This is a genomic window from Halovenus halobia, from assembly GCF_051414135.1.
Classification (GTDB): Archaea; Halobacteriota; Halobacteria; order Halobacteriales; family Haloarculaceae; genus Halovenus; species Halovenus halobia.
Map to the genome: position 1 here is coordinate 1,219,313 of NZ_JBLKOA010000001.1, position 20,466 is coordinate 1,239,778.

Annotated in this window: 29 protein-coding genes; 8 read left to right on the forward strand and 21 right to left on the reverse strand. The window is 59.3% G+C overall.

Going from position 1 to position 20,466, the window contains the following annotated elements:
- Positions 1 to 2: 2 nt before the first annotated feature.
- The 7 genes from ACMGFM_RS06485 to ACMGFM_RS06515 all read right to left on the reverse strand — a co-directional run bounded on the left by ACMGFM_RS06485 (position 3) and on the right by ACMGFM_RS06515 (position 6,343).
- The gene (locus tag ACMGFM_RS06485; protein WP_436901627.1) at positions 3 to 2,375 is read right to left on the reverse strand and encodes a CPBP family intramembrane glutamic endopeptidase; all 2,373 of its coding nucleotides are present in this window, start codon (positions 2,373 to 2,375) and stop codon (positions 3 to 5) included.
- A complete protein-coding gene (locus ACMGFM_RS06490) occupies positions 2,376 to 3,128 on the reverse strand; it encodes an ABC transporter ATP-binding protein (RefSeq protein WP_436901628.1) in 753 nt (250 codons plus the stop codon).
- Between the two features lie 68 nt (positions 3,129 to 3,196).
- Positions 3,197 to 3,475, reverse strand: a complete 279-nt coding sequence (locus ACMGFM_RS06495) for a 4a-hydroxytetrahydrobiopterin dehydratase (protein WP_436901629.1) — start codon at positions 3,473 to 3,475, stop codon at positions 3,197 to 3,199.
- 38 nt (positions 3,476 to 3,513) lie between these two features.
- Complete coding sequence (gene hemA / locus ACMGFM_RS06500; protein ID WP_436901630.1) at positions 3,514 to 4,884, reverse strand: glutamyl-tRNA reductase; 1,371 nt, start codon at positions 4,882 to 4,884, stop codon at positions 3,514 to 3,516.
- Positions 4,881 to 5,516 (reverse strand): precorrin-2 dehydrogenase/sirohydrochlorin ferrochelatase family protein, encoded by a 636-nt coding sequence (locus ACMGFM_RS06505; RefSeq protein ID WP_436901631.1) that lies wholly within the window; start codon positions 5,514 to 5,516, stop codon positions 4,881 to 4,883. Before ACMGFM_RS06505 ends, hemA begins: the two co-directional genes overlap by 4 nt.
- A gap of 57 nt (positions 5,517 to 5,573) precedes the next feature.
- Positions 5,574 to 6,011 (reverse strand): DUF5778 family protein, encoded by a 438-nt coding sequence (locus tag ACMGFM_RS06510; protein ID WP_436901632.1) that lies wholly within the window; start codon positions 6,009 to 6,011, stop codon positions 5,574 to 5,576.
- Positions 6,012 to 6,148: 137 nt separating this feature from the next.
- Entirely contained in the window at positions 6,149 to 6,343 is a 195-nt protein-coding gene (locus ACMGFM_RS06515; protein ID WP_299280441.1) for a cold-shock protein, read from the reverse strand.
- 94 nt (positions 6,344 to 6,437) lie between these two features.
- Here ACMGFM_RS06515 and uppS point away from each other — a divergent pair, with 94 nt between their 5' ends.
- A complete protein-coding gene (uppS, locus tag ACMGFM_RS06520; protein WP_436901633.1) occupies positions 6,438 to 7,340 on the forward strand; it encodes a polyprenyl diphosphate synthase in 903 nt (300 codons plus the stop codon).
- Here the strand turns inward: uppS and ACMGFM_RS06525 are convergent.
- From ACMGFM_RS06525 to ACMGFM_RS06545, 5 genes are all read right to left on the reverse strand, one after another.
- The gene (locus ACMGFM_RS06525; RefSeq protein WP_436901634.1) at positions 7,337 to 7,834 is read right to left on the reverse strand and encodes a pyridoxamine 5'-phosphate oxidase family protein; all 498 of its coding nucleotides are present in this window, start codon (positions 7,832 to 7,834) and stop codon (positions 7,337 to 7,339) included. The genes uppS and ACMGFM_RS06525 overlap by 4 nt on opposite strands.
- A gap of 307 nt (positions 7,835 to 8,141) precedes the next feature.
- A complete protein-coding gene (locus ACMGFM_RS06530; protein ID WP_436901635.1) occupies positions 8,142 to 8,750 on the reverse strand; it encodes an undecaprenyl diphosphate synthase family protein in 609 nt (202 codons plus the stop codon).
- Between the two features lie 53 nt (positions 8,751 to 8,803).
- Positions 8,804 to 9,247 carry a DUF5793 family protein gene (locus tag ACMGFM_RS06535; protein ID WP_436901636.1) on the reverse strand — a complete coding sequence of 148 codons (444 nt, stop codon included), beginning with the start codon at positions 9,245 to 9,247 and terminating at the stop codon, positions 8,804 to 8,806.
- Between the two features lie 87 nt (positions 9,248 to 9,334).
- Positions 9,335 to 9,613 (reverse strand): PadR family transcriptional regulator, encoded by a 279-nt coding sequence (locus tag ACMGFM_RS06540; protein WP_436901637.1) that lies wholly within the window; start codon positions 9,611 to 9,613, stop codon positions 9,335 to 9,337.
- Position 9,614: 1 nt separating this feature from the next.
- Positions 9,615 to 10,208 carry a DUF8528 domain-containing protein gene (locus ACMGFM_RS06545; RefSeq protein ID WP_436901638.1) on the reverse strand — a complete coding sequence of 198 codons (594 nt, stop codon included), beginning with the start codon at positions 10,206 to 10,208 and terminating at the stop codon, positions 9,615 to 9,617.
- 96 nt (positions 10,209 to 10,304) lie between these two features.
- Here ACMGFM_RS06545 and ACMGFM_RS06550 point away from each other — a divergent pair, with 96 nt between their 5' ends.
- Positions 10,305 to 10,586 (forward strand): DUF7111 family protein, encoded by a 282-nt coding sequence (locus tag ACMGFM_RS06550; RefSeq protein ID WP_436901639.1) that lies wholly within the window; start codon positions 10,305 to 10,307, stop codon positions 10,584 to 10,586.
- On the opposite strand, the gene ACMGFM_RS06555 is transcribed toward ACMGFM_RS06550, so the two are convergent.
- Positions 10,587 to 10,757 carry a hypothetical protein gene (locus ACMGFM_RS06555; RefSeq protein ID WP_299274690.1) on the reverse strand — a complete coding sequence of 57 codons (171 nt, stop codon included), beginning with the start codon at positions 10,755 to 10,757 and terminating at the stop codon, positions 10,587 to 10,589.
- A 38-nt stretch (positions 10,758 to 10,795) separates the two neighbouring features.
- Complete coding sequence (locus ACMGFM_RS06560; RefSeq protein ID WP_436901640.1) at positions 10,796 to 10,933, reverse strand: hypothetical protein; 138 nt, start codon at positions 10,931 to 10,933, stop codon at positions 10,796 to 10,798.
- 108 nt (positions 10,934 to 11,041) lie between these two features.
- On the opposite strand from ACMGFM_RS06560, the gene ACMGFM_RS06565 reads away from it, so the two are divergent.
- A complete protein-coding gene (locus ACMGFM_RS06565) occupies positions 11,042 to 11,284 on the forward strand; it encodes a glutathione S-transferase N-terminal domain-containing protein (protein ID WP_436901641.1) in 243 nt (80 codons plus the stop codon).
- Here ACMGFM_RS06565 and ACMGFM_RS06570 read toward each other — a convergent pair.
- The 3 genes from ACMGFM_RS06570 to ACMGFM_RS06580 all read right to left on the reverse strand — a co-directional run bounded on the left by ACMGFM_RS06570 (position 11,281) and on the right by ACMGFM_RS06580 (position 13,866).
- Complete coding sequence (locus ACMGFM_RS06570) at positions 11,281 to 12,522, reverse strand: methyl-accepting chemotaxis protein (protein ID WP_436901642.1); 1,242 nt, start codon at positions 12,520 to 12,522, stop codon at positions 11,281 to 11,283. The two genes, ACMGFM_RS06565 and ACMGFM_RS06570, sit on opposite strands and share 4 nt — an antisense overlap.
- 53 nt (positions 12,523 to 12,575) lie before the next feature.
- Entirely contained in the window at positions 12,576 to 13,466 is an 891-nt protein-coding gene (locus ACMGFM_RS06575; protein WP_436901743.1) for a DMT family transporter, read from the reverse strand.
- Between the two features lie 76 nt (positions 13,467 to 13,542).
- Positions 13,543 to 13,866, reverse strand: a complete 324-nt coding sequence (locus ACMGFM_RS06580; protein WP_436901643.1) for a thiamine-binding protein — start codon at positions 13,864 to 13,866, stop codon at positions 13,543 to 13,545.
- Between the two features lie 237 nt (positions 13,867 to 14,103).
- Between ACMGFM_RS06580 and ACMGFM_RS06585 the strand changes: the two genes are divergently transcribed.
- Positions 14,104 to 14,577 (forward strand): DUF8108 domain-containing protein, encoded by a 474-nt coding sequence (locus ACMGFM_RS06585; RefSeq protein ID WP_436901644.1) that lies wholly within the window; start codon positions 14,104 to 14,106, stop codon positions 14,575 to 14,577.
- A gap of 102 nt (positions 14,578 to 14,679) precedes the next feature.
- Here ACMGFM_RS06585 and ACMGFM_RS06590 read toward each other — a convergent pair whose 3' ends face one another.
- The 3 genes from ACMGFM_RS06590 to ACMGFM_RS06600 all read right to left on the reverse strand — a co-directional run bounded on the left by ACMGFM_RS06590 (position 14,680) and on the right by ACMGFM_RS06600 (position 16,612).
- The gene (locus ACMGFM_RS06590) at positions 14,680 to 15,504 is read right to left on the reverse strand and encodes a hypothetical protein (RefSeq protein ID WP_436901645.1); all 825 of its coding nucleotides are present in this window, start codon (positions 15,502 to 15,504) and stop codon (positions 14,680 to 14,682) included.
- Between the two features lie 350 nt (positions 15,505 to 15,854).
- A complete protein-coding gene (locus tag ACMGFM_RS06595) occupies positions 15,855 to 16,295 on the reverse strand; it encodes a DUF8108 domain-containing protein (RefSeq protein WP_436901646.1) in 441 nt (146 codons plus the stop codon).
- A 59-nt stretch (positions 16,296 to 16,354) separates the two neighbouring features.
- Complete coding sequence (locus tag ACMGFM_RS06600; protein ID WP_436901647.1) at positions 16,355 to 16,612, reverse strand: DUF8108 domain-containing protein; 258 nt, start codon at positions 16,610 to 16,612, stop codon at positions 16,355 to 16,357.
- 406 nt (positions 16,613 to 17,018) lie between these two features.
- Between ACMGFM_RS06600 and dpsA the strand changes: the two genes are divergently transcribed.
- Positions 17,019 to 17,567, forward strand: coding sequence for a DNA starvation/stationary phase protection protein DpsA (gene dpsA, locus ACMGFM_RS06605; RefSeq protein ID WP_436901648.1), 549 nt, complete (start codon positions 17,019 to 17,021; stop codon positions 17,565 to 17,567).
- A 103-nt stretch (positions 17,568 to 17,670) separates the two neighbouring features.
- Here the strand turns inward: dpsA and ACMGFM_RS06610 are convergent, their stop codons facing one another.
- Positions 17,671 to 17,832 carry a hypothetical protein gene (locus tag ACMGFM_RS06610; protein WP_436901649.1) on the reverse strand — a complete coding sequence of 54 codons (162 nt, stop codon included), beginning with the start codon at positions 17,830 to 17,832 and terminating at the stop codon, positions 17,671 to 17,673.
- Positions 17,833 to 17,970: 138 nt separating this feature from the next.
- On the opposite strand from ACMGFM_RS06610, the gene ACMGFM_RS06615 reads away from it, so the two are divergent.
- From ACMGFM_RS06615 to ACMGFM_RS06625, 3 genes are read left to right on the forward strand one after another with little or no spacing between them, the layout of a single operon-like run.
- The gene (locus ACMGFM_RS06615) at positions 17,971 to 18,588 is read left to right on the forward strand and encodes a DUF7547 family protein (RefSeq protein ID WP_436901650.1); all 618 of its coding nucleotides are present in this window, start codon (positions 17,971 to 17,973) and stop codon (positions 18,586 to 18,588) included.
- A 33-nt stretch (positions 18,589 to 18,621) separates the two neighbouring features.
- The gene (locus ACMGFM_RS06620; protein ID WP_436901651.1) at positions 18,622 to 19,881 is read left to right on the forward strand and encodes a DNA double-strand break repair nuclease NurA; all 1,260 of its coding nucleotides are present in this window, start codon (positions 18,622 to 18,624) and stop codon (positions 19,879 to 19,881) included.
- 49 nt (positions 19,882 to 19,930) lie between these two features.
- Complete coding sequence (locus ACMGFM_RS06625; RefSeq protein WP_436901652.1) at positions 19,931 to 20,446, forward strand: DUF1097 domain-containing protein; 516 nt, start codon at positions 19,931 to 19,933, stop codon at positions 20,444 to 20,446.
- The last annotated feature ends 20 nt before the right edge of the window (positions 20,447 to 20,466 follow it).

Below are 20,466 nucleotides of genomic sequence, written 5' to 3' on the forward strand. Positions count from 1 at the left end.
CCTCAGGCGACCTGCACGTACAGTGCGCCAATCAGCACCGCGTTGTAGAGCCCGTGGATTGCCGAGACGACGAGGAGACTCTCAGTCCGGTGGTAGACCCAGCCCCACAGGCACGCAATCGCAAAGAGCAGCGTCAGCGTGACCGACAGCGCGGTCAGCCCCGAAGAGATGTAGGCGGGCACGTGTGCCAGCGAGAAGATGGCACTCGCCGCTGCGATTGCGACTGGTACCGAGAACCGCTCGGTGAGATATTTCTGGATGACGTTGCGGTACAGCAGTTCCTCGACGGGGCCGTTGACGAACAACACCAGCGGAATCAAAACGAGGAGCAGCTGTGGATTTCCGTCCTCGCTCGGGTCGAACAGCGCGTGGTCGGTCGCCGGGAGTCCCAGCCCAGCAACGACGAGGGAGACAACGCCCCAGACGGCGAACGTCGCGACGAGTCCACCGCCAGCGAACGCAGTTTGTCTGACCGACGGCTTCGAGAGGTCAATGTACGCAAGCCCGCGATGAGTCGCGTACAGAAAGCCAACGGCCACGAGTGCGAATCCGGCATACTGGACGACAAAGAGTGTCGGGAACAGCACGAGCGACTGTGGGTCGAGATTGAGCACAAGCACGACGGCTGTCGAGACTGCCTGTCCGAGGAGGAAGGCGAGTATTGAGAGGCCAAGCGCTGCGTAGACCGCGAACGGGCGGTCTGTCCGGGCAACCTCGCGACCGTAGTCGCGGAACCGGGCGATTGCGTACCGCCGCGACCCGTCTCCGATGAGAAGAAGTGTGCCAGCGTAGAGTCCGACGGCACCAACCTGCTGGCCCACTGAGAGCGGACTCTCTGGGAGAGCAACCGCGGCCGCGACCCCGAGACCAGCGAGCAAGAGCAGTAGCGACAGCACCGCGTGGACGAGCGCGGCGATAATCGACGGCGCGACAGTCTCGACGCTCTCGAATATCTCGACGGCCTCGAACTTCGGCAGCACGGAGCCAAGGCCGAGTGCCATCCCAGCGCTCGTGACCGTTGCTGCTCCAGCAAAGCCAACGCCGGCTGCCGCGAATCGCAGCGTCACAAAATCAGCACTGACGGTCAGCGCTAGGAGTCCTGCTGTTGTCAGCACGACGCCGAGCGCGCTGCCGGCGAGTAACCGCGCGTGAACGAACGTCTCGGCGCGGCGCTCGGCCAGCACCAACTGCGAGAGCATCGCGCCCTCGGAGCCAAGCGGGTTGAGACAGAAGAGCCCGCCAGCCAGCCAGACACCCAACACGAGTAACGCGGCTCCACCAGTCAGCGGAATCGCGCCGGGCGCAGAGAGTGCCTGCTGGACCAGAATTGGTGCAATCGGGAAAATGTAGTAGAAGAGGTAGACGTACTGGCTCGGCTGCCTGACGGCGTTGCGGACGAGTGCCAGCAGCACGCGAACTGTTGGCGAGCGTCCGGTCAGCGTGCCCGGCGTCCACCCAATCAACTCGCTCGGCGATTTTGTCGGCGCTGTCGTCTGCTCTGACTCGTCATCTGAACGCTCGCTCGGTGTCGAGTACCAGTACAGCGGCGCGAGGCGGATGACGAGACCAAAGGCGAGTGGAATTGCACCGAGTACGAGTCCTGCGGCCAGCACCGTCTGGAGGCCGAGAGTCGGTGTCATCGGCGAGCCGATGAAAAAGAGGTCAGCGTACCAGCCGACCGGCGTCGTCGGCGGACCGGTCGGAATCAGTCCCGTCAACCCACCCTCGGCGGTTGCGCCGCCGACCAGTGAGCCACCGGCGAACATCCCGAGAATCACAATCATATACAGTCCGGCGGTGACGAGTTGTCGCGACCCCTCCGAGAGCCCGAGTTTGTCGACCCCGAGCCACAGCAGATACCCAACGGCGAGGCCGGTGCACAACACCAGCACGAACACCGGAACTATCGCGACAGCGACAGCGACGGGGAACAGCACCGCGCGGGCACCGACTGCGTACGCGACCAGCAGGGTGAACCCAAGCGCCAGCAAGACGAGCCACGAAACCAGCAGCGAGAGCACCTTTCCGACGACGATGGCTCGCGTCGACGCGCTGGTCAAAAGCAGCGTCCGGACAGAGTCACTGCCCAGGCGCTGGACCGCCTCCAGCCCTGCGACGACGGTGAACACGCCCATCGCGGGCAGGAGTGCGTTCCGTACAACTGCGATGACAGGCCCATCAACGCCGCCACGGCTTGCAACTCCGGCGCTGTACGCTTGCTGGGTGAACAGAATTATGCCCGGGAGGACAAACAGCGCAAGCAACGCGAAGGCCGCTTTCTCCCGGCGCGTACTCGTGTTCCGGCGAAACCGGTCGCGGACGCTCGCTCGACCAATCCGGAGGCCAACCCGCAGGTCACGCCACAGCGAGGACATTCACACCGGCCCTCCTTCGGTCGTGATATCCAGAAAGGCTTCTTCGAGCGTCCCCGTGCCTTCCTCGGTGCGCTCGACCAACCGCTCGGGGCTGTCCTCGGCGACGAGCCGACCCTTGTAGAGGACGCCAACGGTGTCGGCGAGTTCCTCGACAACCGGGAGAATGTGCGAGGAGAGAAAGACCGTCGTTCCAGTGTCGACCTGTTCGGTGATGAGTTCGATGACCGTCCGTGAGGAACGGGGGTCGAGGCCGCTCGTCGGTTCGTCGAGAAAGACGACAGACGGGTCGTGCAGCAGCGCCTGCACGAGACCGACCTTCCGGCGCATCCCCTGTGAGTAGGTGCCGACGCGGTCGTTGGCGTCACCGAGCAGGTCAACCCGGTCGAGCATCGTCTCGATGCGCTCGTCAGCACGTTCGCGGTCCATCTCGCGGATGTCGGCGGCGTAGGCCAACTGTTCGCGGGCGGTAAAGGACTCGTAGACCGGCGGGTCGTGAGGCAGATAGCCAATGTGCTGTTTGAGTTCGTCACGGTTGTCTATCGAGACGCCGGCGACGTGGGCCGTCCCCGAGGAGGGCGGCGTCAGCGTCGTCAGCATCTCGATGGTTGTCGTCTTGCCGGCACCGTTCGGGCCGAGAAAGCCGTAGACGCTCTCGGTGGGTACCGCCAGGTCGACGCCGTCGACGGCCAGCGTTGTCCCAAAACGCTTGGTCAACTCCGTCGCTTCGATTGCGACCGGTCCGGGCTCTGCCATTGTCTGCACTGTAGCCCCAGTTACGCCAAAGACGCTTCGGTCACGTTTCTCGCCGAGAAACAGTTCGGTTAGTCGTACAGTTCGTTGAACCGCTCCGCGAGGTTCATATCTTTCTCTGTCAGCCCGCCGGCGTCGTGAGTCGTCAGCCGAATCTCGACTTCGCCCCAGGTGATCGTCATCTCGGGGTGGTGCCAGGCTTCCTCGGCGACGCCGCCAGCGCCCGAGGCGAAGCCGATACCGTCGAGATAGGAATCGAACTCGTAGACGCGAACGATTTCATCGCCGGCGCGCTCCCAACCATCTGGTAGCTGTGCGTCGATTTCTTCGTCAGAGAGTAGCTCCGTCATAGCCGATGCATCGATTGCAACGGACAAAACAGTTCGGCCTACTCCTCGAACTCCTCTAACAGCCCGGCTGGCAACTGCTCGCGGACGTGTTCCGGAATCGCGTCAACGTCGGAGGCGTCCACCGAGTCTGGCATTCCACCGGGTGCCATCTCGGCAAGCCCCGCGTCGGCCTCGTTGATGTTCGGGTTGAACAGCCGAAGCGCCGTGTGAATCGTTGTCCAGTCGTCGGCGGCAGCGGCGTCACGCAGGCTGTTCGTCGGCGGTGCGAGCAACTGCGAGACCAGCGTATCTGCCATCGACTCGACGACGGCCTCGCTCTCCTCGTCGAGGTCCAGTTTCTCGAAGGTTTCCTCCAGTTCGCGGGCTTTGACCCGCTCTGCGCTCTCGTACATCGCGGAGATGACCTGGTCGGCCTGCTTGCGCTTGTACTGGTCGAGCAGCAACTCGAACTCCTCGTCGACAATCGTCTCGACCTCCTGTGCGGCCTCTCGGCGCATCTGCCGCGTCTTCTCCGTCACGGCTTCGAGTCGGTCGAGGTCGTAGACCGTCAGATGGTCGAAGGCGTCGGCCGCTGGCGGAATATCGCGTGGCCGAGTGATGTCGATAACGAAGGTTTCGCTGGTGTCCGCCAGTGTTTCTGGGTCGACAATCCACTCCGAACTCGCCGTCGCGGCAATCAGAATATCGGCGTCGTCGATCGTCTCGGCGAGCTGGTCCAGTCCACGCGTCTCCATCGCGACGGGTTCGTCGATACTCTTTGCCACGGAATTTGCTCGCGCAATCGTTCGGTTGGCAACGACGAGTTTGCCGACCCGCGGCGCGAGGCGCTTGGCGGCCAACTGGCCCATTTCGCCCGCGCCGATAACCGCGGCATTCGCGCCATCGAGGCCGTGTCTCTCCGCGGCGAGACGGACGGCGGCACTGGCAAGTGAGACCACGCCCTCGTTGATTGTTGTCTCCGTGCGTGCCCGTTCGCCGACGTGAATCGCCTTGGTCACGCCGTCTTCGAGCACGGGACCGATACCATCCATCGTCTGTGCATCCTGGTAGGCGTCTCTGATCTGCCCAAGGATCTGGTCTTCGCCCAGTACGAGCGATTCCAGGCCGGCACTGACACGCAGGAGGTGTTCGAGACTCTCCTCGTGGTCGAGTTTCCGGACGATATCCGCGGGGACGTCGGCGAACGTCTCGGCGAGCAGTTGCCTGCCGACGGCCTCGTCGTCTGTGACGACGTAGGCTTCGACTCGGTTGCAGGTCTGGAGAACGTAGGCCTCTTCGACGCCCGATTCTGAGCGAAGGTCGGCGACCAACTCTTTCTGACTGTCGGCAGTCGCCGCTTCGAGTTGTTTCAGAGATGCGCGCTGATGGGAGATGCTAATACCAGAGATGAGACCGGAATTAGATGTCATAGTGAATCACCGGTTACGTCTGCAATCACGTCTGTGGCTACCTGGCGGGGGTTTGAACTCTCGGTATCTAAAGCCTTCCATACGGCGTCGCTGCCGACAACGGCCCGCAACGCACTCCGGCGCGTCTCCGCGTCGAGGTGGTCGAGCTCCGTCCGGAGCGAGCCGGTCAGTTCGGCCATTCCGCCAGCACCACTAATCGTCGATTCGAGTTCCTGCCGCAAGTGGCGACTCAGTGCCGGGCTCCCGGTCGAGACGGCGGCGACCACGGGGTCGTCCCTGACTGTTGCGGGGACGACGACGTGGCCGGGTGACCGGGGGCCGGCGTAGTCGGCGCGGTTCGAGAGCAGTCCGCGCTCGTCGGCCGCCTGCTCGAACGCTGCATTGAGTTCACTCGAATCCGTCGCGGCAACAACGAGACCCGGGTCGACGCGGTCGAGCCAGTCGCCTGCGTCTGCTGGCTCCGGGGCAGCCCGGAGCTGCTGGCTCTGGCCGTAGGAGTCAGCCTCGAACGTCGGGCTGAGGACAACAACCTCGGCCTCGCGGGCGAATTTCCGGGCCTTCCGTGCGCCGACGGGACCGCCGCCGACGACAAGCACGCGCTCACCCGCGAAATCGTGCATCAGTGGAATCATCCGCGTTCTGGTGACTCTCGGGAACCGGCCTGTTTAAATGACTCGCCTGTTCCCAGCCTATGCATCAACTACCGCGTCGTCTGGGTCGGCGACGTCTCCGCGAATCGCCGTCGCGTCGTAGCCCGCTTCCCGAACTGCACCGAGAAGCCCCTCGGTATCGGCAGTTGCCTCGAAATAGAAGACCACATCGAAACTGCCGTTGCGAAGCAGTTGCTGGCACTCCCAGACGAACGACTCGTCGTCGAGCGTGAGTCCCTGATGCTGATTCGAGGAAAAGTCAGAGTCGTCGGTACCTGAGTACACGAAGGTGTCCGTGGGCTCGTGGCCGGCGTACTCAGCGATGAGTTCGCCGACTTCGACGGTTGCCTGATGCATCTCTGGCTCCTGGCTCCCGTCGAATTTGGTCTGGAGCACGAGGCCGTCGAGTTCGATCTCACCCGGCTGCAACAACTTCCAGGTCCGCCGTCGGAGTTCTTCGTCGAGTATTTCAGCCATACTGAGCGTTTCCGCGGGGCGTAGTTACCACTCACGGTTCGCTTACTGTTGGTCCGACAGAAATGATCGAGTGGATGTGCTGTTACAGCCCAGTGCTGCAGCTACAGCACTGCCCCGGCCAGTCACTTCGAGGCCTGTTACAGCCGCTCGAGGTTCTTGGCTCGTGGCCCTTTATCGGCCTCGACGATTTCAAATTCGACTTCCTGTCCCTCTTCGAGATCCGGCCCGCCGACGTCTTCCATGTGGAAGAATACGTCTTCGTCTGCGTCCTCAGTCTCGATGAAACCGTAACCGCCTGTGTCGTTGAAGAAATCAACCGTACCTTTCGCCATTGCATGTGAACGAACGTTGGCATTATATTAATAAGCTGTGGTCAGTCCAACCGCGCCCGCAAGATTCAACACCGCTGTGTGGCGAAATAGTAGTATGGCAAGCCGGCTCCGTGCTCCTGTCGAGCGGTTGTATGCGCGCGTTCTCGAATCCGAACTGGAAGCGACACCGTCACACATCGCTGTCATCCAGGACGGGAACCGTCGCTACGCCGCCAAGGAGGGAGTCGAGAAGACCGCAGGCCACCGACAGGGTGCCGAGACGACCGAGGCACTGCTCAAATGGTGTGCGGAGCTAGATATCGAGGAAGTCACGCTCTATACGTTTTCGACCGAGAACTTCGAGCGGCCAGAAGACGAGCGCAAAGCGCTGTTCGACCTCGTCACTGAGAAACTTCGTGACTTTGCTGACGCCGACGACGTCCACGAGCAGGAGGTCCGTATCCGCGCAATCGGTGAAATCGACACACTCCCCGAGCGCGTCCGCGACGCCGTTTCCTACGCGGAGTCTCGGACCGAACAGTACGACCGGCTCAACCTCAACATCGCACTCGCTTACGGCGGTCGGGCGGAACTGCTCGGCGCAACCCGGACCATCGCCGAACAGGTCGAATCAGGTGACCTCGACCCGGCAGACGTCGACGCCAGTACGGTCGACAAGGCGTTGCCCGACGGTCCGACGAGCAACGTCGACCTGATTATCCGTAGCGGCGGCGACGAGCGCACCTCGAATTTCCTCCCGTGGCAGGCCAACGGCAACGAGGCTGCTGTCTACTTCACCGCACCGTACTGGCCGGAGTTTCGCCGCATCGACTTCCTCCGCGCGCTCAGGACCTACAACTACCGCGACGAGAGCTGGCACCAGAGTCGGATTCGCCGCGCTCGCGCGCTGATTGGTGTTCTTGGTGAGACGCTCACCGGCGCTGCCGGACAGGTCAGTGCCGACGACGAACTCCAAGACGGCGATTCAGCGGAGAATACGGTCGAATCGCCGAGCTAATATCGCGGTGAGTCCGGCTCGGGATTCCGGCCCGCAGGTGTGTCAGTCTGTGCAGCACCCATTCGGTCGGTGAAATCCCAGGTGTACAGTCGGTCGGGTTCGACGCGAATCATCACTTCCTCACGGTCATCGTCGAGCAACAGTTCGGCGAGTTCGGACTCAGTTCCGCCGAGATATCGCTCCAGCAGCCCGCGAAGCAGGGTCTTGTCCTCGTCGGCGTCGAGCGTTGCAGTGCCGTTGCCGCGCACACCCATATACGGCGGTCGATTGGTCGAAAGTTCGAAACAGACCGCGTCGTCTGTTCGGAGAAAGCGAGCGATATCGGAGTTGCTGCCGGTCGCACAGCGAAACTCGCCGTCGACGTACTCGTACCACAGCGAGAGCATCCACAGGCTACCGTCTGGACGGCGACAGCCAAGGCGGAGCGGCATCAGCGCCTCGTCGAGAAACTGCGCAAGCTGTTCGCGGGACCACGGTCCCTTGACTGGCGGCATTGGTTTCGATTTACTCGCTCGTGATATATCGGTTTGGGTGCTCTCCTGGGCTGGAGTCGTTGCAGCAGTTGGAGTTTCGACCGCAAACAACCAGAAAGGGGCCGCCTGTTCAAGTTGGGGGACTCGTTGTCTCAGAAAATCGGAGATTTTCAGGATGACGAGAGAGCTTTGCTCTCTCGAACGACAGCGAGTCGCGGGAGCGTAGCCAGGGCGAGAGCGACCCTCTCGCGAGCAACCGGGCGCGAAGCGCCCGATGACGCCGGCGCTTTCTGGTTCTATGACACTGTCCCCATGTCCCAACCGACTCCTACCGTCCAAACCGCCGCTGTCGGCGCTGGAAGTCTCGCAGCGCGCGCAGGTAATCCCGCCGCCGGAAATTCCGCCAGTTCACGTCGGTAAAGTACAGTTCGGAGTAGACAGACTGCCAGATCATGAAATCAGAGAGGCGCTCGGCACCAGTCTTGACGATGAGGTCCGGGTCCGACGGAAACACTAGCCGACGCTCGATTTCTTCTCCGTCGATCTCAGCAACATCGAGGCTCCCGTTTTCGACTGCTGTTGCGATTCCCTGGACCGCGGAGGCGAACTCGTGTTTCCCGCCGAGGCCGATGCTCACCTGCACTGGCGTCGTCGCACGGGTTTCATCCGCAGGCGACCGGAGGGCAACCGGACGCGGTGAGTCGAGGCGCTCGAACTCCCGTGCCAGCGTCTCGATGACGTCCTCGTTGCTGACGCTGACGTAGATGACGACTCGCTCGGCGCCGAACCCGAACGCCCAGTCGAGAAACTGCTCGATAGTGTCGTAGGCACCGTCCTCCAGCAGGTCTTTCTCGGTGATGACCAGCGCAACCGTCTCCGGTAGCGACTGCTCAGCAAGGTGAATACGGGCCGCGAGATAGCGGTCGTACAGTCCCACAGAACCCCATTCGACCGGGGGGAAATAAACGTCAGCGACTCCACTTCGTCGCGCTACAGTTCGACGCCGCTTGGAATCAAACTGTGCTGGCGGAGGAGATTACCGTTGTTGTCGTAGACGAGTAAGGCGTCGAGTTCGTACACGATTGGCTCGCCGTCGCGGCGGTTAATCCGAATCTGATAGTTGCCCTCGTCGGTTTCTTCTCTGGCCGCCGCGACAAGGTCGAGAATGTCCGCGCTGTCAGCATTGAATTCGAGCAGATACTCCCCAGTGACGCGGTGGGTTAGACTACAGACACCTTTCGCGTCGGCCGACTCGTGGTCGTCCTGAAACCGAAAGGCGGCGTCGATATCCGACGCCGGTATCTGGTCGCTGTCGTCTGTCAACTGGGCTGTGAGTGTCTCCTCGGGGCCGTCGTACTCGATGTCGAGCGTCGGGCTATCGGCCTCTGCTGGGTCCAAACTCTCGGCCGCGACTGTGAAGTGATCTCGCCTCATCCGGTAGTTGACTCTACGACTCCCTGTACAATGAACGTAACGACCCTACCGGTGCCGAAAGACATAGGTGTGACTATCACTCACACATCAGTTCGCGTCAACTTGTGCCAGTAGCCACTCGACGTGGGCGTCGAGTCGCTGTCTCCCCGCGTCGGTCAGTTCGTAGACGTCGTGAATTCCTTCGGTGCGTGTCTGGACGAATCCCTGGTCTTCCAGCGCATCCAGCGCTGCGTAAAACGACTGTGGGTCGATTCGTGTGTCGTAGGTCGACTCCAACCGTGATTTCAGCGCCTGAGCCTGCATCGACTCGTCGGCCAGCAGCGCACAGATGTCCCGCCGCCGGCCGCTCTGGAGATACTGCGCCATCTCAGGCCCGTTCGAGTTGGCCGTCGGTCTCGACGAACTCCCCGCGGTCGACCGACTCGTCGATAATCTGCTGAACGTTGCGCGCTTTGAGTTCGTACGCACTGGTCGCGATCGTCACGATTTCCTCACGAGTCATCGGGAACTCCCGGTTTCGGAGCAGTCTGAGCACCTTCCCGTAGTTCTCCGGCGGGTCATCACTCTCCGCTTGTGTCGCCTGTGTGGCGTCAGTTGACTCGGCTGTTGGTTCCTGTCCACTGTCCGTTCCCTGTTTCTCGGATTCGTCACCGGACTCGGAGTCGCCGAGTAACGAGCCGTCGTCCGACGCGCCAATCAGCCCGTCCGACTCACTATCGGCCGTTGACTCTGTCTCGGCCGCGCTTGCTGTCTCGGCGCTCTGTTCGTTGGTTGTCTGTGTGGGATTGCCGCCCACTCGTTCGATAAGCGGGTCGATCAGCGTTTCGAGTTGTGTTTTACAGGACGCACAGAGAACCGTCCGGCGGCGCTCGGCCTCAGTCGGATTGAGTTCCTCGGGCATAATCTCGAACGTTCCGGCCGCCTCCTCGTCACAGAAGTCACAGCGCTGGAGTGCTCGCATGGAGGTGACTACCGCCCCATCTCGCAAAAAACATGTCGGACCGCGACCCGCGGCCAGAACCGACACGCAAAGGTGCGAGCAACCCAACCCGTGGGTATGAGTGAGGATGCGACCACAGCCGAGTCCGACTCGGTGACCGCTACGTACCGCGAGACAGACACAGAACGGCTACTCGTGTTCCGCCGCGATGGCTCGGAAGCGGCAATCGCACAGAATATCGAGGGATACGCCATGCTGAAAGTTCGTGATGGAGCGGACGGCGACGAACTCGAACGGTACTACGGCTTCGATATGGCACTCGACCACGCTGGCGAACTGCTCGGCGTTGCGAGCCACGACCTGCCGGTTCCCGAGGCGGCGGCCGACATGGGCATGTGATCAGACTTCGCGCTCGAAAACCATCCCGATTGTCGTGCCGTCGCGCTGGAGTGTCTCGCTGAGACGCCAGCCCTCGCTGGCGTATTCGTTGATTACTGACTCGATGTTCCCCATCTTTCGGCCTCGCGCCTCTGTCGCGTGCGTCGTGTAGACGTATCGCTGCTCAGCCATACGAGAGCAAGGTGGGCCGCGAATAAAAGACCGGCGGGCTACCCAAGCAGGCTAAAAATCAGGTACGGGATGCCGAAGATGACCACCGTCATGAACGCCAGAATGAGGCCGTAGCCGATAATCGCGCCGACGCCGGTAAAGAAGGCGGGGTGTGTGAGTTCGTCCGGAAGTTCCATACCTGCTTTCAGTCAGGCCATTACTTAATTCTGTGGAACTCACCGCGGTTGTGTGCAGTTCGACACAATCGACCAACCGTTAATCCATGCAGCCGTGAACAGTCGGGTATGGCAATCGAACTCTACGACAGAGAACAGTGTCCATACTCGCAGAAAGTGCGCGACAAACTCGCTGAGCTTGAGCTCGAGTACGACGAGACGGTCGTTCCAGACGCCCACAGCGACCGGACGAACGTCCAAGACCGGACCGGCCAGACGGGAGTCCCAGTCCTGTTCGACGATAACATGGCCGAGGAATTCATCGCCGACAGTACCGAGATTGTCGCGTATCTCGACCGCCAGTACAGCTAGAGCGACTGCGCGAAGGTCTTGAGTTCCGAGCGCTGGGTTTCGTTGGCCTGTGCGATCTGTGAGAGTTCCTCGGAGATACGGCTGGCCTTCCGAGAGGCTTCGTCTATCATCATCGCCAGTTCTTCGGCGCTCTCGGACTGCTCTTCGGTCGCGGTCTCGACCTCGTCCAGTGCCGTCGAGACGCTGGTGACGAGTTCCTCGATATCGCTGAACGTCTCGAGGGCTTCCTTACTCGCTGCGAAGCCCTCGCTGGTCTCGTCTTCGAGTTCGTCGAGTTCTGCCGCGGCCTGCTCGGTCCCAGCCTGAATACTGTCGACCAGTTCCTCGATTTCGCCAGCCTGTGTCTTGCTTTCTTCGGCGAGATTTTTCACCTCGTCGGCGACGACAGCAAAGCCTTCACTGTCGCCACCGGCACGGGCAGCCTCAATGGAGGCATTCAGCGCAAGCATATTCGTCTGGTCGGCAATCTCGTTGATCACATCGACAATTTCGTCGATTTCGTCGGTCCGGTCCTGCAGCGTCCCGACCTGTTCACGCACCTGCGCGGCGTTGTCGTTGATGCGCTCCATCCGGTCGGTCATCTCCTCGGCGCGCTCGTAGCCCTCCTGGGTCAGTTCCTGCGCGCGGTCGCTCTGCTCGTTGACCTCCTGTGTGGTGGCTGCGATTTCCTCTGTGGCGGCGTTAATATCGCTAATCTCGCTCGCGATGTTGTCGGTGTTTTCGGCCTGCTGTTCGACCAGCGTCTCTATCTCGAAGGAACTCTCTTCGATGTCGGTCGCGCGGTCAATCAACTGCTCGACCGATGTGCGGGCGTCAGCCACCGTCACGCCGCCGTCGAGTCGTGGAGCGAGCGCGGCCGTGTCTGTCGAGACGACGCGGGCCAGTGCGGCCTTGGCACCCGCTGGCGGTTCCTGTGCGAGCGTGTGCTGGCCGGACAGCAGCGCGGCCTGCACTGTCGAGATAGCGGTAAACAGGTCCGTCGTTGCCACATCTCTGTCACGGACGAGCGCAGTGAGCTTGTCGTAGGCTGCCTCGCCGTTCGGCAGTGTGTTCGTGAAATACTCGGTGGTGCAGGTCTTGAGTCCGTCAGACTGGCTGCTCAGCTTGTCGGCGACGAGGGCCTCGGTATCGGTCCGAGAGGCCGGCAGCAACGTCTCAGCCACCAATCTGAGTCGGTCTTGTTCGGTTTCGAACTCACTGACTTCTTCCGGGTCGATTTCGTTGCCGGGCGCACTCATTGGTTACTAGTTTACGTGGACGACAAATAACGATTCGCGTCATCGCCGACCCGCTACTGCGCTGGCTCCTGTTCCGTGGCTGTGGTCACAATCCCTGCGAGGACGACAGCCCCACCGGCGACGGTGACGAGTGTCGGCGTCTCGGCGAGTATCAGTGCCGCGAGCACCGTCGAGCCGACAGGCTCGCCCAACAGCGAGACGGAGACGACGCTCGATTCGAGGTGGCCGAGTGCCCAGTTGATGACTGTGTGGCCGAGCAGTCCGGGACCGACCGCGAGGCCGAGAAACACAAGCCACTCCTGTTCGCCGTAGCCTGTCAGCGCGTGGCCCTGTGCGACCACAAGCGCCAGCAGGCCGACCGTACAGACACTGTAGACGATTACGACGTAGGGAATCAGCGCCAGCCGTTGCCTGAGCGAGCGCCCAGCGAGGACGTACACAGCAGCCATGATTGCCCCGGTCACTGCGAGGCTGTTGCCCAGCAGCGGGTCTGAACCGACCGCTCCACTGAAGAGGTCGCCAACTGACATCGTGACAATCCCAGCGACGGCAACGAGAATCCCAACCGCAGTCCGTCGCGTCACTCGCTCGGAGAGCACCGCCCACGCCCCGATTGCGACGAAGATGGGCTGGGACTGGACGAGTGTCACGCTCGCGGCCACGCTTGTCCAGGACAAACTCTCGAACCACGCGGCGAAATGCACTGCAAGCGCAAGCCCGGAACAACACGCAAAGAGTACGTCTCGTCGACCTATTGCCCGGAACTGCTCGCGGTACCGCAGGACTGCAATCGGCAACAGTGGCAGCGTGGTGAACAGCACGCGGTAGGCGGCTGCAACCGAGGAGGGCGCAGAACTCAGCCGAACCAGTATCGCGCCGGTGCTGATTGCCGGAATTGCGACCGCCAGTGCCAGATACGGCGCGAGACCCTTACCAGCCCGCACGCTGGCGGCAACCTCACGGGGCGACAGGGTGGTCGAGAGCAGACCCAGCACGGTCAGACGCTGGCGAGGGAACGTATTATCGGTTGCGCTCCCCACCAGAGCGCGCCTCGCGGCCGAGATGCTGTTCGACCTTCTCGACTTTCTCACTCGCAGCCTGCTCGACCGTGCGCTTGTCGTCGATTTTCAGAAACGTCCCGACTCGCTCGGCGTCGACGGCGTCGTGTGCGGCGGCCGCGGCCGCGAACAATTCTTCGACATTCTGGGCCTCGAGAATCGTCCCCATCGGCGTCGTCTCGTATTCAACCTCGAACGCGTCCAGCGCGTCGACCGCCTTCGCTATTTCTGGCGCCATGCTTCCTTCAACTTTCGGTGAGACACTCAGGAATGCGGTTGCTGTCATACTCTCACGTACGCCCGGCCCCCACTAAATCCCCTGCGAGTGCGCTGGCGCCGGTCCAACAGTGGGGTCGTATAAAACAGCTAACGCGTCGATTCAGTTCATCTTCGAGGCGTTCTGTCGCTCTCTGATAATCTGTGCAATCTCTCACGCGTCTCTGTGATCTGTGACAGTAAAATATCCAATCTTCGAGTGGGAGTAACACCCAACATTATTATGTTTGGACAAAAATCGTGGGTTATGTCTCGGACACAATATGTTCCATCTGAAAAAGACATGGAAAAGAAGGTAGATGAATTTGTCACACGAGGATACAAAATCAAACAACAAGGGCGGCGGTCTACCCGTCTTAAGGAAAAAGATTTGGGGGAGGCTCCAGTACATGGGTTCCTGTTCTTATTCGCGTTAATTGGGTCTGCAATTCTCCTCGGTGAAGCGAATGCTCCAAGCGGCTCAGCATTTGTTATTGCCATTATAGCCAATCTAATTTATGCTACATATTCCTGGTCAAGCGCAGAAGAAGTTATCATAAAAGTAGAAAAACAATCCTCGGGCCAAAATCCGGGGACAAATAGGAAGCAGACTCAATCGCAACAGTCCACAAACCAGTCAGAGGAGACCCATCATCAAGCAAGTCAGCAGAACGTTTCCAGCAATGATGTCGGACAACAGTCGCACCGAGAAGGGGCCAAACAGACCTCAAGCAAAGAGTGATGACCAAATTAGCACTAATTTGCGTTATCTCTGGCTGAACGGTATAGTAACAGACACTCTATTCACTCATTCTCGTAATAGAGCGGGGCCACAGCAAGAGGGTCACACAGTGGGGAGAAACGCTCTTGCAAACATCCTCGTCAGAAACTTCATAATCCGGTGACGGAAGAGTGTGAGGATTATTAGCCCCGTCGTCACAATGACAGTAAGAAAGCTGTAAACCAGAGCAACAGAGGACGCTGTGGGTTGATAAAGAAATGCAAATACGATCGCTGAAAGGACAGCAAAGGTATTGTTAAAAAAGTGAATCCACATTGAGAACATCGGCGCAATCCAGCGAAGTGTCGTCTCGCCATCTGCCTCCCAGACTGTATAGACTGTGATAGAAAGTACAGTTGTCGTTGCGTGGAATAGTGTTCGGAAGAGATAGAGCGAATCGGGTTCGGTGGGGTATGTAGTCGCGTGCTCAATTAAGCCAAATAATGCACCAACAACAACTGCAACGCCAATCCGCGCAGTTAGTGAGCGATCAAATAACGTGCTGCCAACCAACAGTGCAATGCCGAACTTCAAGAGTTCTTCAAATATTGGAGCAATAACAATTACTCGTTGAATTGAAAATCCAACAAATAAGACGGCCCAGAGCCCAAAAAAAGCACACCCAAATCCGAAAAATGGTGGTGATAACGGGGCGGTTCGAATTTCCCTCGGACGATCATATGGCTGAAGGGATTGAGGACGAATACTTCCGAGCAGAAGTAATACAGCAGCAACTGCCAAGATTATTCCACTCCACCACTCCGGCAAAAACTCAGTGGGGAAATCTTGTGGGTTCTCAGCGTATATGAGTATTCGAAATTTCGCCAAAGAAACAGTGGTCACAAACTTCTTCGCCGTGACCGCAGTTATCCCAATCACAACAGCCACAGACAGAACACTAAACAGACGCCGATACACACTCTCTGTGACTGAATGAGAGACAATGATATACCGAAAAACGACCCACGACGCGATCATGAGTAGTACTGGGGCGATAAATTGCAATCCAATGAGTCCAGTTTGAAGCGCGAAAATACTACATAATACAAAAATCGAAACTAACAGAGAAGACAGTTGTAGTAGTGCTGTAATGAAACGAGACTGGATCATTATCTTTGAGACATCTGTCTAAACAAGCGCCTCTCTCCCTTATAATGGATTCTGAAAAAGGTGCTATTTTTCATCGATATCTTCTGGGTCCGATTAGTTTTTCAAAGTTTCAATCATTTGCTCTTGATCTAATCATTAGCTTCTCCCTCTGGCAACCACTCAGATTCATCAGAACCCGTTTGGTCTGAACTCTTTGACGGGTGATGAGAGGTTCTCTCCTGTCGATCCGTACTTGAACGACCATGCGTTACAGATGTTCCAGTAGTAGAGCCGCCAGCGGTCTCTGAATCAAACGGAGCAGTGCTTTCATTGGGTTCATTTATAATCCGGATGTGAACTTCCTCAGCAGTAGCACGTTTGTAGATCGCGTACAATGCATTTGATAACCCAAATGTCCACCAAGCTGTCAAAGCTAGCAAAAATAGGTGGATACCCGAGTCGCCCCAGTCTTTTTCTTTTACCCAAGCCCCAGTTTCGCCCTGCGACTTCAGGACATAGCCGCGCGTAATAAAATCATCAATCAGCCGTTCTAATTCCTGCTGATTTTCAACACGTCGGACTCGGTTCATAAAACTAACTATGTGCTACATCCACATACGTGTGTGCTAAATTAAGTCTGCGGAACAGCTTAGGTATCTTCGACCTTGATCTGAACTTCATCACCGGTGAAATACTTGTAAGCCGCATACAAGGCGTTAGCGATACCAAGAGTCCACCACCCGAAAAGAACAAGAATAATTAGGTGGGCACCACCGCTGCCATAGCTTTTCTCTTTCATCATTGTGCTGTGCTCACCACGAGACTTCACCTTGTACCCTTGGGTAATGAAATCATCAATCACTTTTTCCATTTCTTTCTGATCGTCAACACGTCTAATACGTGCCATAGTCAGCATTATTCTGCGACTTATTATAAAAGTTTAGTTGCAAGATCGATATTATCCGGTTTAATCGTTTAGATGAACTAGAATGAATGCAACTCGAGACCGCCACACTGTCCAGCACTGACGCCTACTGTGGTGGATCTGTCTGTCTCTGTTGCAATTGTTGCTGACTCTCTTAGAAGCATCAACTCAATCACGTAGCCTAGGAATTTTCTCAATTTCTCGTGTTCGCGTTCGATCTTTTCTCACCGAATGCTGTCCTGAGTCTATCCTCGAACATGTTTGAGGCCGCAACGAATATCGAACAACGAAAAACGCAATTTAGGAAGCAAATAATCTGTTTTCAGAAACCAAAATATATTTTCTATACGGGTAGATTTATACCCTTGGCGAGAGAATTATGAACTGTATGAGCACCCAAAAAGAAGCGATGCGAGAGTTCGGTACCGTCGAAGAAAACGACCTGCGGCTCGACACAGACAAATCCGAGCAGATCATCGACGCGCTGAACACAGACCTCGCGGCCACGTTCACACTCTACCACCAGCTCCGCAAACACCACTGGAACGTCGAAGGTGCGGAGTTCCGTGACCTGCACATCTTCCTCGGCGAGGCCGCCGAGCGCGCCGAACAGACAGCCGACGAAATCGCCGAGCGCGCCCAGGCCCTCGGTGGGACGCCGGTTGCCGGCCTCAGCCAGATTCAGGAGCACTCCCCGGTCGAACCCGAGGACGACGACATCTACGACATCCGCACCTCCCTCGAACACGACATCGAAATCTACGGCGACATCATCGAATCCCTCCGTGACCACGTCGAACTCGCGACCAACCTCGGCGACCACGCGACGGCGGAGATTCTCCGACAGATCCTCGTCGAAGTCGAAGAAGACGCCCACCACCTCGAACACTACCTCGGTGACGACACGCTGGTCACCGAGTCGACGATGCACAACTAATCGGGTGCACCCACCTCGCGTGGCTGCAAGCACAGTGCCGTAACTTCTTATTCTTACTCGAACCGCAAAGAGACCGCTCAGAACACAGCCGACAGCACTGCTGTTATCGGGAGAGTTCGACAGTATAGTCGGTCGCAATCCAGCCGTCGGTGTTGTCTGCTTCGACGAACACGACTCGGTCCGGGCAACTCGTGTGTGCTGTCACGTCGCAGTCGGCACAGAGCTCCGGGGACTGCTCCGCGTCTCTCTCGTAGTTAGCTTCCATTACCAGGACTTAGGCACCCCTAAAACTAAAAGGGTTTTGGCTTGCCTAAACGATGGCCCTCAGTACCCGGACAGTATTTCGTACCAAATTCGGAAACAGCGGGGAGTGTTTTTGTAGCTCACAGTCGTATAGCCGCCAATGAGTGACTCGGGAGATGTCGACATCACGCGACTCCTGCGTGACCTCACGCGGGAACTGCAGGTGCTCAAGCGAGAACTCGAACGAGAGGAGACGGCAGAACTCTCGACACGCCAGCAGCTTTCGCAGTTCACCAGCGAGGTTGCGATTCCGGGATTGATTCTCCTGCTGGAGACGAACATCCGGGCGCTGAAACTGCTCCGACGGACGATTCGACTCGCCGAGGGGCGCGACCCACGCAGCCAGTCAGACTCCGGAGGCGAGGTCCGCCGGCGGGCCGACGAACTCGGCGCGGAAGCGCTCTCCCGTCTGGACGATACGCTTGCGCGGGTGCAGTCCTCGCTCGAAGAGGGCGGCGCGAACGACGAAGTGCAGCAGTTGCTGGATGAAGCACGGCAACTCCAGGAGACCGTAAGTCAGCAGCTTCAGGCAGACGAGCCAGCAAACGCTGACTTTGACGGCAGCCTTGACCCCGAGGACGAGGCCGATTCGGACGCTGTCACCGTGGATGTCGACGCTGAACTCCAGACGCTGAAGGAAAATCTCGACGATGAACCGGAAGACGACGCCAGCGACGACAACGACGACAACGACGACGCAGATGGCGAGAGTCGCTGATACTCTTTTATCCGTGGCCGCACAACGGCGGGTATGACACTCGACCCCGTCCACGTGGACGGCATCGCCGACCTCGCGACAGAAGTCCGGGCGGCCGTCGACGAGACAGACCAGACTGCACTCGCCGAGCGGGCGTTTGCCGAGTTTCTCGACCCGCTGTACGACAGCAGCGGCAACGTCGCCCTCGACCCACTGGGAGAGCACGGCAAACACAAGGTTTCGACAGCAGACATCGCCCTCACTGACGCGCCATACCCAACGCATCACGGCCTCGACGCAGGCACAATCAACCCGACGACGTTCAAAAACGGGCTCGTAGTCGATGTCTCGCAGGCGGCGATGGCTGGCGTCCCGTCAGATATCGACCTCCACCGTGGCCGGACAATCGTGATGACCGTCCACACCAACGATACCGCGGCAAACTTCGAGGAAACTGACTGGCGGATGGACGACGACGGGTACGCCCGCCGGCGCATCCTGCGCGCCCCGCGAGTCGACCGTCACGAGCAGGTCGTCGTCCACGCCCTCGCCCTCTATCTCGCCGAGAGTGACCACGCCCTCGAACAGCACGAAGTCGTCGGTGACTTGCTCGTGCTCGACGGACCAATCTACCCGACGGGGCTGTTGAAGTGGGTCGAACGCGACCCCGAACTCGAACGACTCATCATCGAACGCGAGGAGTTCACCGACGTCATCGGCAACTACATCGAACTCGTCGAGCGATTCGTCGACAGAGATGTTCCGCTGACGGGTTTCGTCAAAAACAGCGCCTCGAAAGCAATTACGCGCGAACTGCGCCGCGTCAGTGGCGTCCCCTGGGTCGACGACAGCGACTTCTTCCGGCGTGTACTCGAACGCCACGACGGCGACGGCGAGTTGCAGACTGACACGCTGACGTTCACAGGCTGGTACCGCTCCCGGGCGGGCACTGACGGCGTCCTCGCGGATGGGACAATCGACCTCGACAGAGAGCGAAACCTCGACGACGAAGCCTACGAAGTGACCTTCTTCGTCATCTACGACCCCCGAGACGACCTGCTCTACCGGGTCGAAGCGCCCTACGTGTTCACCCGAGACGAGCAGCGCCGCGAGGCACTTACCACGCAGTTTTTGGGAGCAGTGGCCCGCGAGCGGGGCCCGCCGCTGGCCGTTGGCAAGGCCGACGAACTGGCCCGTATCGGCCGCCGGGGGAAGGAAACAATCAGGCGACGCATCGAACACGCCTTCGAGAGCGACCAGCAAACGGATTACAACGACAAGCGCTGGGGGCCTGCTGAGTGGGTCGACCACTGAGCCACTCCCATCCACAGCATACGTCCGTGTAGGCGACTAATCCCGGCAAATGAAGATGATTCAGTGGCGACGACTCCGGGGCTTGAATCGCACATGGGCGCTCGCAGTCGTGTTCGGTCTCGTTTCAGTGCCGTGGACGTACGTCTTCGTCTCTGGCAACGTCCCGCTGTGGCCCTCGTTTATCGCTTCTGCGAGCTTTTACGCGGCGGGTGAGGGGTTCGATGGTCTCGCCAGGGGCGCTGCAAGCAACCTCGCCGGCATTGCCTACGCGGCCGCGACACTCGCCCTCGTCAGTGCCGTCGGCGGCGGGACACTCACGCTCAGTTTCGTCGTCGGCGGGTTCATGCTGCTGGCCAGTCTGCACGAGTTCGTCCCGCTGCTCTCGTTCACCCCGGGCGCGTTCTTCGGTTACGCGACGCTGTTCAGTGTCAACGCCGCCGACGCGACTGCCTTCGGCGTCTCCGGACTCGCCGGGCAGACACTCGCGGCGGTAGTCTCGATGCTCGCGGGGGCAGTCATCGGGCTGACGACAGACGAACTGAGCAGACGAGTCACCGACTCCTGACCGCCGAAAGAATCAGCACG

Coding starts and splice junctions, on each gene's coding strand:
- ACMGFM_RS06525 (WP_436901634.1), bottom strand. CDS start 7,834: ATGCCGCCAGTCAAGGGACCGTGGTCCCGCGAACAGCTTGCGCAGTTT.
- ACMGFM_RS06595 (WP_436901646.1), bottom strand. CDS start 16,295: ATGAACCGAGTCCGACGTGTTGAAAATCAGCAGGAATTAGAACGGCTG.
- ACMGFM_RS06615 (WP_436901650.1), top strand. CDS start 17,971: ATGAGTGACTCGGGAGATGTCGACATCACGCGACTCCTGCGTGACCTC.
- ACMGFM_RS06505 (WP_436901631.1), bottom strand. CDS start 5,516: ATGATTCCACTGATGCACGATTTCGCGGGTGAGCGCGTGCTTGTCGTC.
- ACMGFM_RS06625 (WP_436901652.1), top strand. CDS start 19,931: ATGAAGATGATTCAGTGGCGACGACTCCGGGGCTTGAATCGCACATGG.
- ACMGFM_RS06600 (WP_436901647.1), bottom strand. CDS start 16,612: ATGGCACGTATTAGACGTGTTGACGATCAGAAAGAAATGGAAAAAGTG.
- hemA (WP_436901630.1), bottom strand. CDS start 4,884: ATGACATCTAATTCCGGTCTCATCTCTGGTATTAGCATCTCCCATCAG.
- ACMGFM_RS06535 (WP_436901636.1), bottom strand. CDS start 9,247: ATGAGGCGAGATCACTTCACAGTCGCGGCCGAGAGTTTGGACCCAGCA.
- ACMGFM_RS06570 (WP_436901642.1), bottom strand. CDS start 12,522: ATGAGTGCGCCCGGCAACGAAATCGACCCGGAAGAAGTCAGTGAGTTC.
- dpsA (WP_436901648.1), top strand. CDS start 17,019: ATGAGCACCCAAAAAGAAGCGATGCGAGAGTTCGGTACCGTCGAAGAA.
- ACMGFM_RS06515 (WP_299280441.1), bottom strand. CDS start 6,343: ATGGCGAAAGGTACGGTTGATTTCTTCAACGACACAGGCGGTTACGGT.
- ACMGFM_RS06580 (WP_436901643.1), bottom strand. CDS start 13,866: ATGACAGCAACCGCATTCCTGAGTGTCTCACCGAAAGTTGAAGGAAGC.
- ACMGFM_RS06545 (WP_436901638.1), bottom strand. CDS start 10,208: ATGCGAGCACTCCAGCGCTGTGACTTCTGTGACGAGGAGGCGGCCGGA.
- ACMGFM_RS06555 (WP_299274690.1), bottom strand. CDS start 10,757: ATGGCTGAGCAGCGATACGTCTACACGACGCACGCGACAGAGGCGCGA.
- ACMGFM_RS06510 (WP_436901632.1), bottom strand. CDS start 6,011: ATGGCTGAAATACTCGACGAAGAACTCCGACGGCGGACCTGGAAGTTG.
- uppS (WP_436901633.1), top strand. CDS start 6,438: ATGGCAAGCCGGCTCCGTGCTCCTGTCGAGCGGTTGTATGCGCGCGTT.
- ACMGFM_RS06585 (WP_436901644.1), top strand. CDS start 14,104: ATGTCTCGGACACAATATGTTCCATCTGAAAAAGACATGGAAAAGAAG.
- ACMGFM_RS06495 (WP_436901629.1), bottom strand. CDS start 3,475: ATGACGGAGCTACTCTCTGACGAAGAAATCGACGCACAGCTACCAGAT.
- ACMGFM_RS06610 (WP_436901649.1), bottom strand. CDS start 17,832: ATGGAAGCTAACTACGAGAGAGACGCGGAGCAGTCCCCGGAGCTCTGT.
- ACMGFM_RS06490 (WP_436901628.1), bottom strand. CDS start 3,128: ATGGCAGAGCCCGGACCGGTCGCAATCGAAGCGACGGAGTTGACCAAG.
- ACMGFM_RS06485 (WP_436901627.1), bottom strand. CDS start 2,375: ATGTCCTCGCTGTGGCGTGACCTGCGGGTTGGCCTCCGGATTGGTCGA.
- ACMGFM_RS06620 (WP_436901651.1), top strand. CDS start 18,622: ATGACACTCGACCCCGTCCACGTGGACGGCATCGCCGACCTCGCGACA.
- ACMGFM_RS06560 (WP_436901640.1), bottom strand. CDS start 10,933: ATGGAACTTCCGGACGAACTCACACACCCCGCCTTCTTTACCGGCGTC.
- ACMGFM_RS06550 (WP_436901639.1), top strand. CDS start 10,305: ATGAGTGAGGATGCGACCACAGCCGAGTCCGACTCGGTGACCGCTACG.
- ACMGFM_RS06540 (WP_436901637.1), bottom strand. CDS start 9,613: ATGGCGCAGTATCTCCAGAGCGGCCGGCGGCGGGACATCTGTGCGCTG.
- ACMGFM_RS06565 (WP_436901641.1), top strand. CDS start 11,042: ATGGCAATCGAACTCTACGACAGAGAACAGTGTCCATACTCGCAGAAA.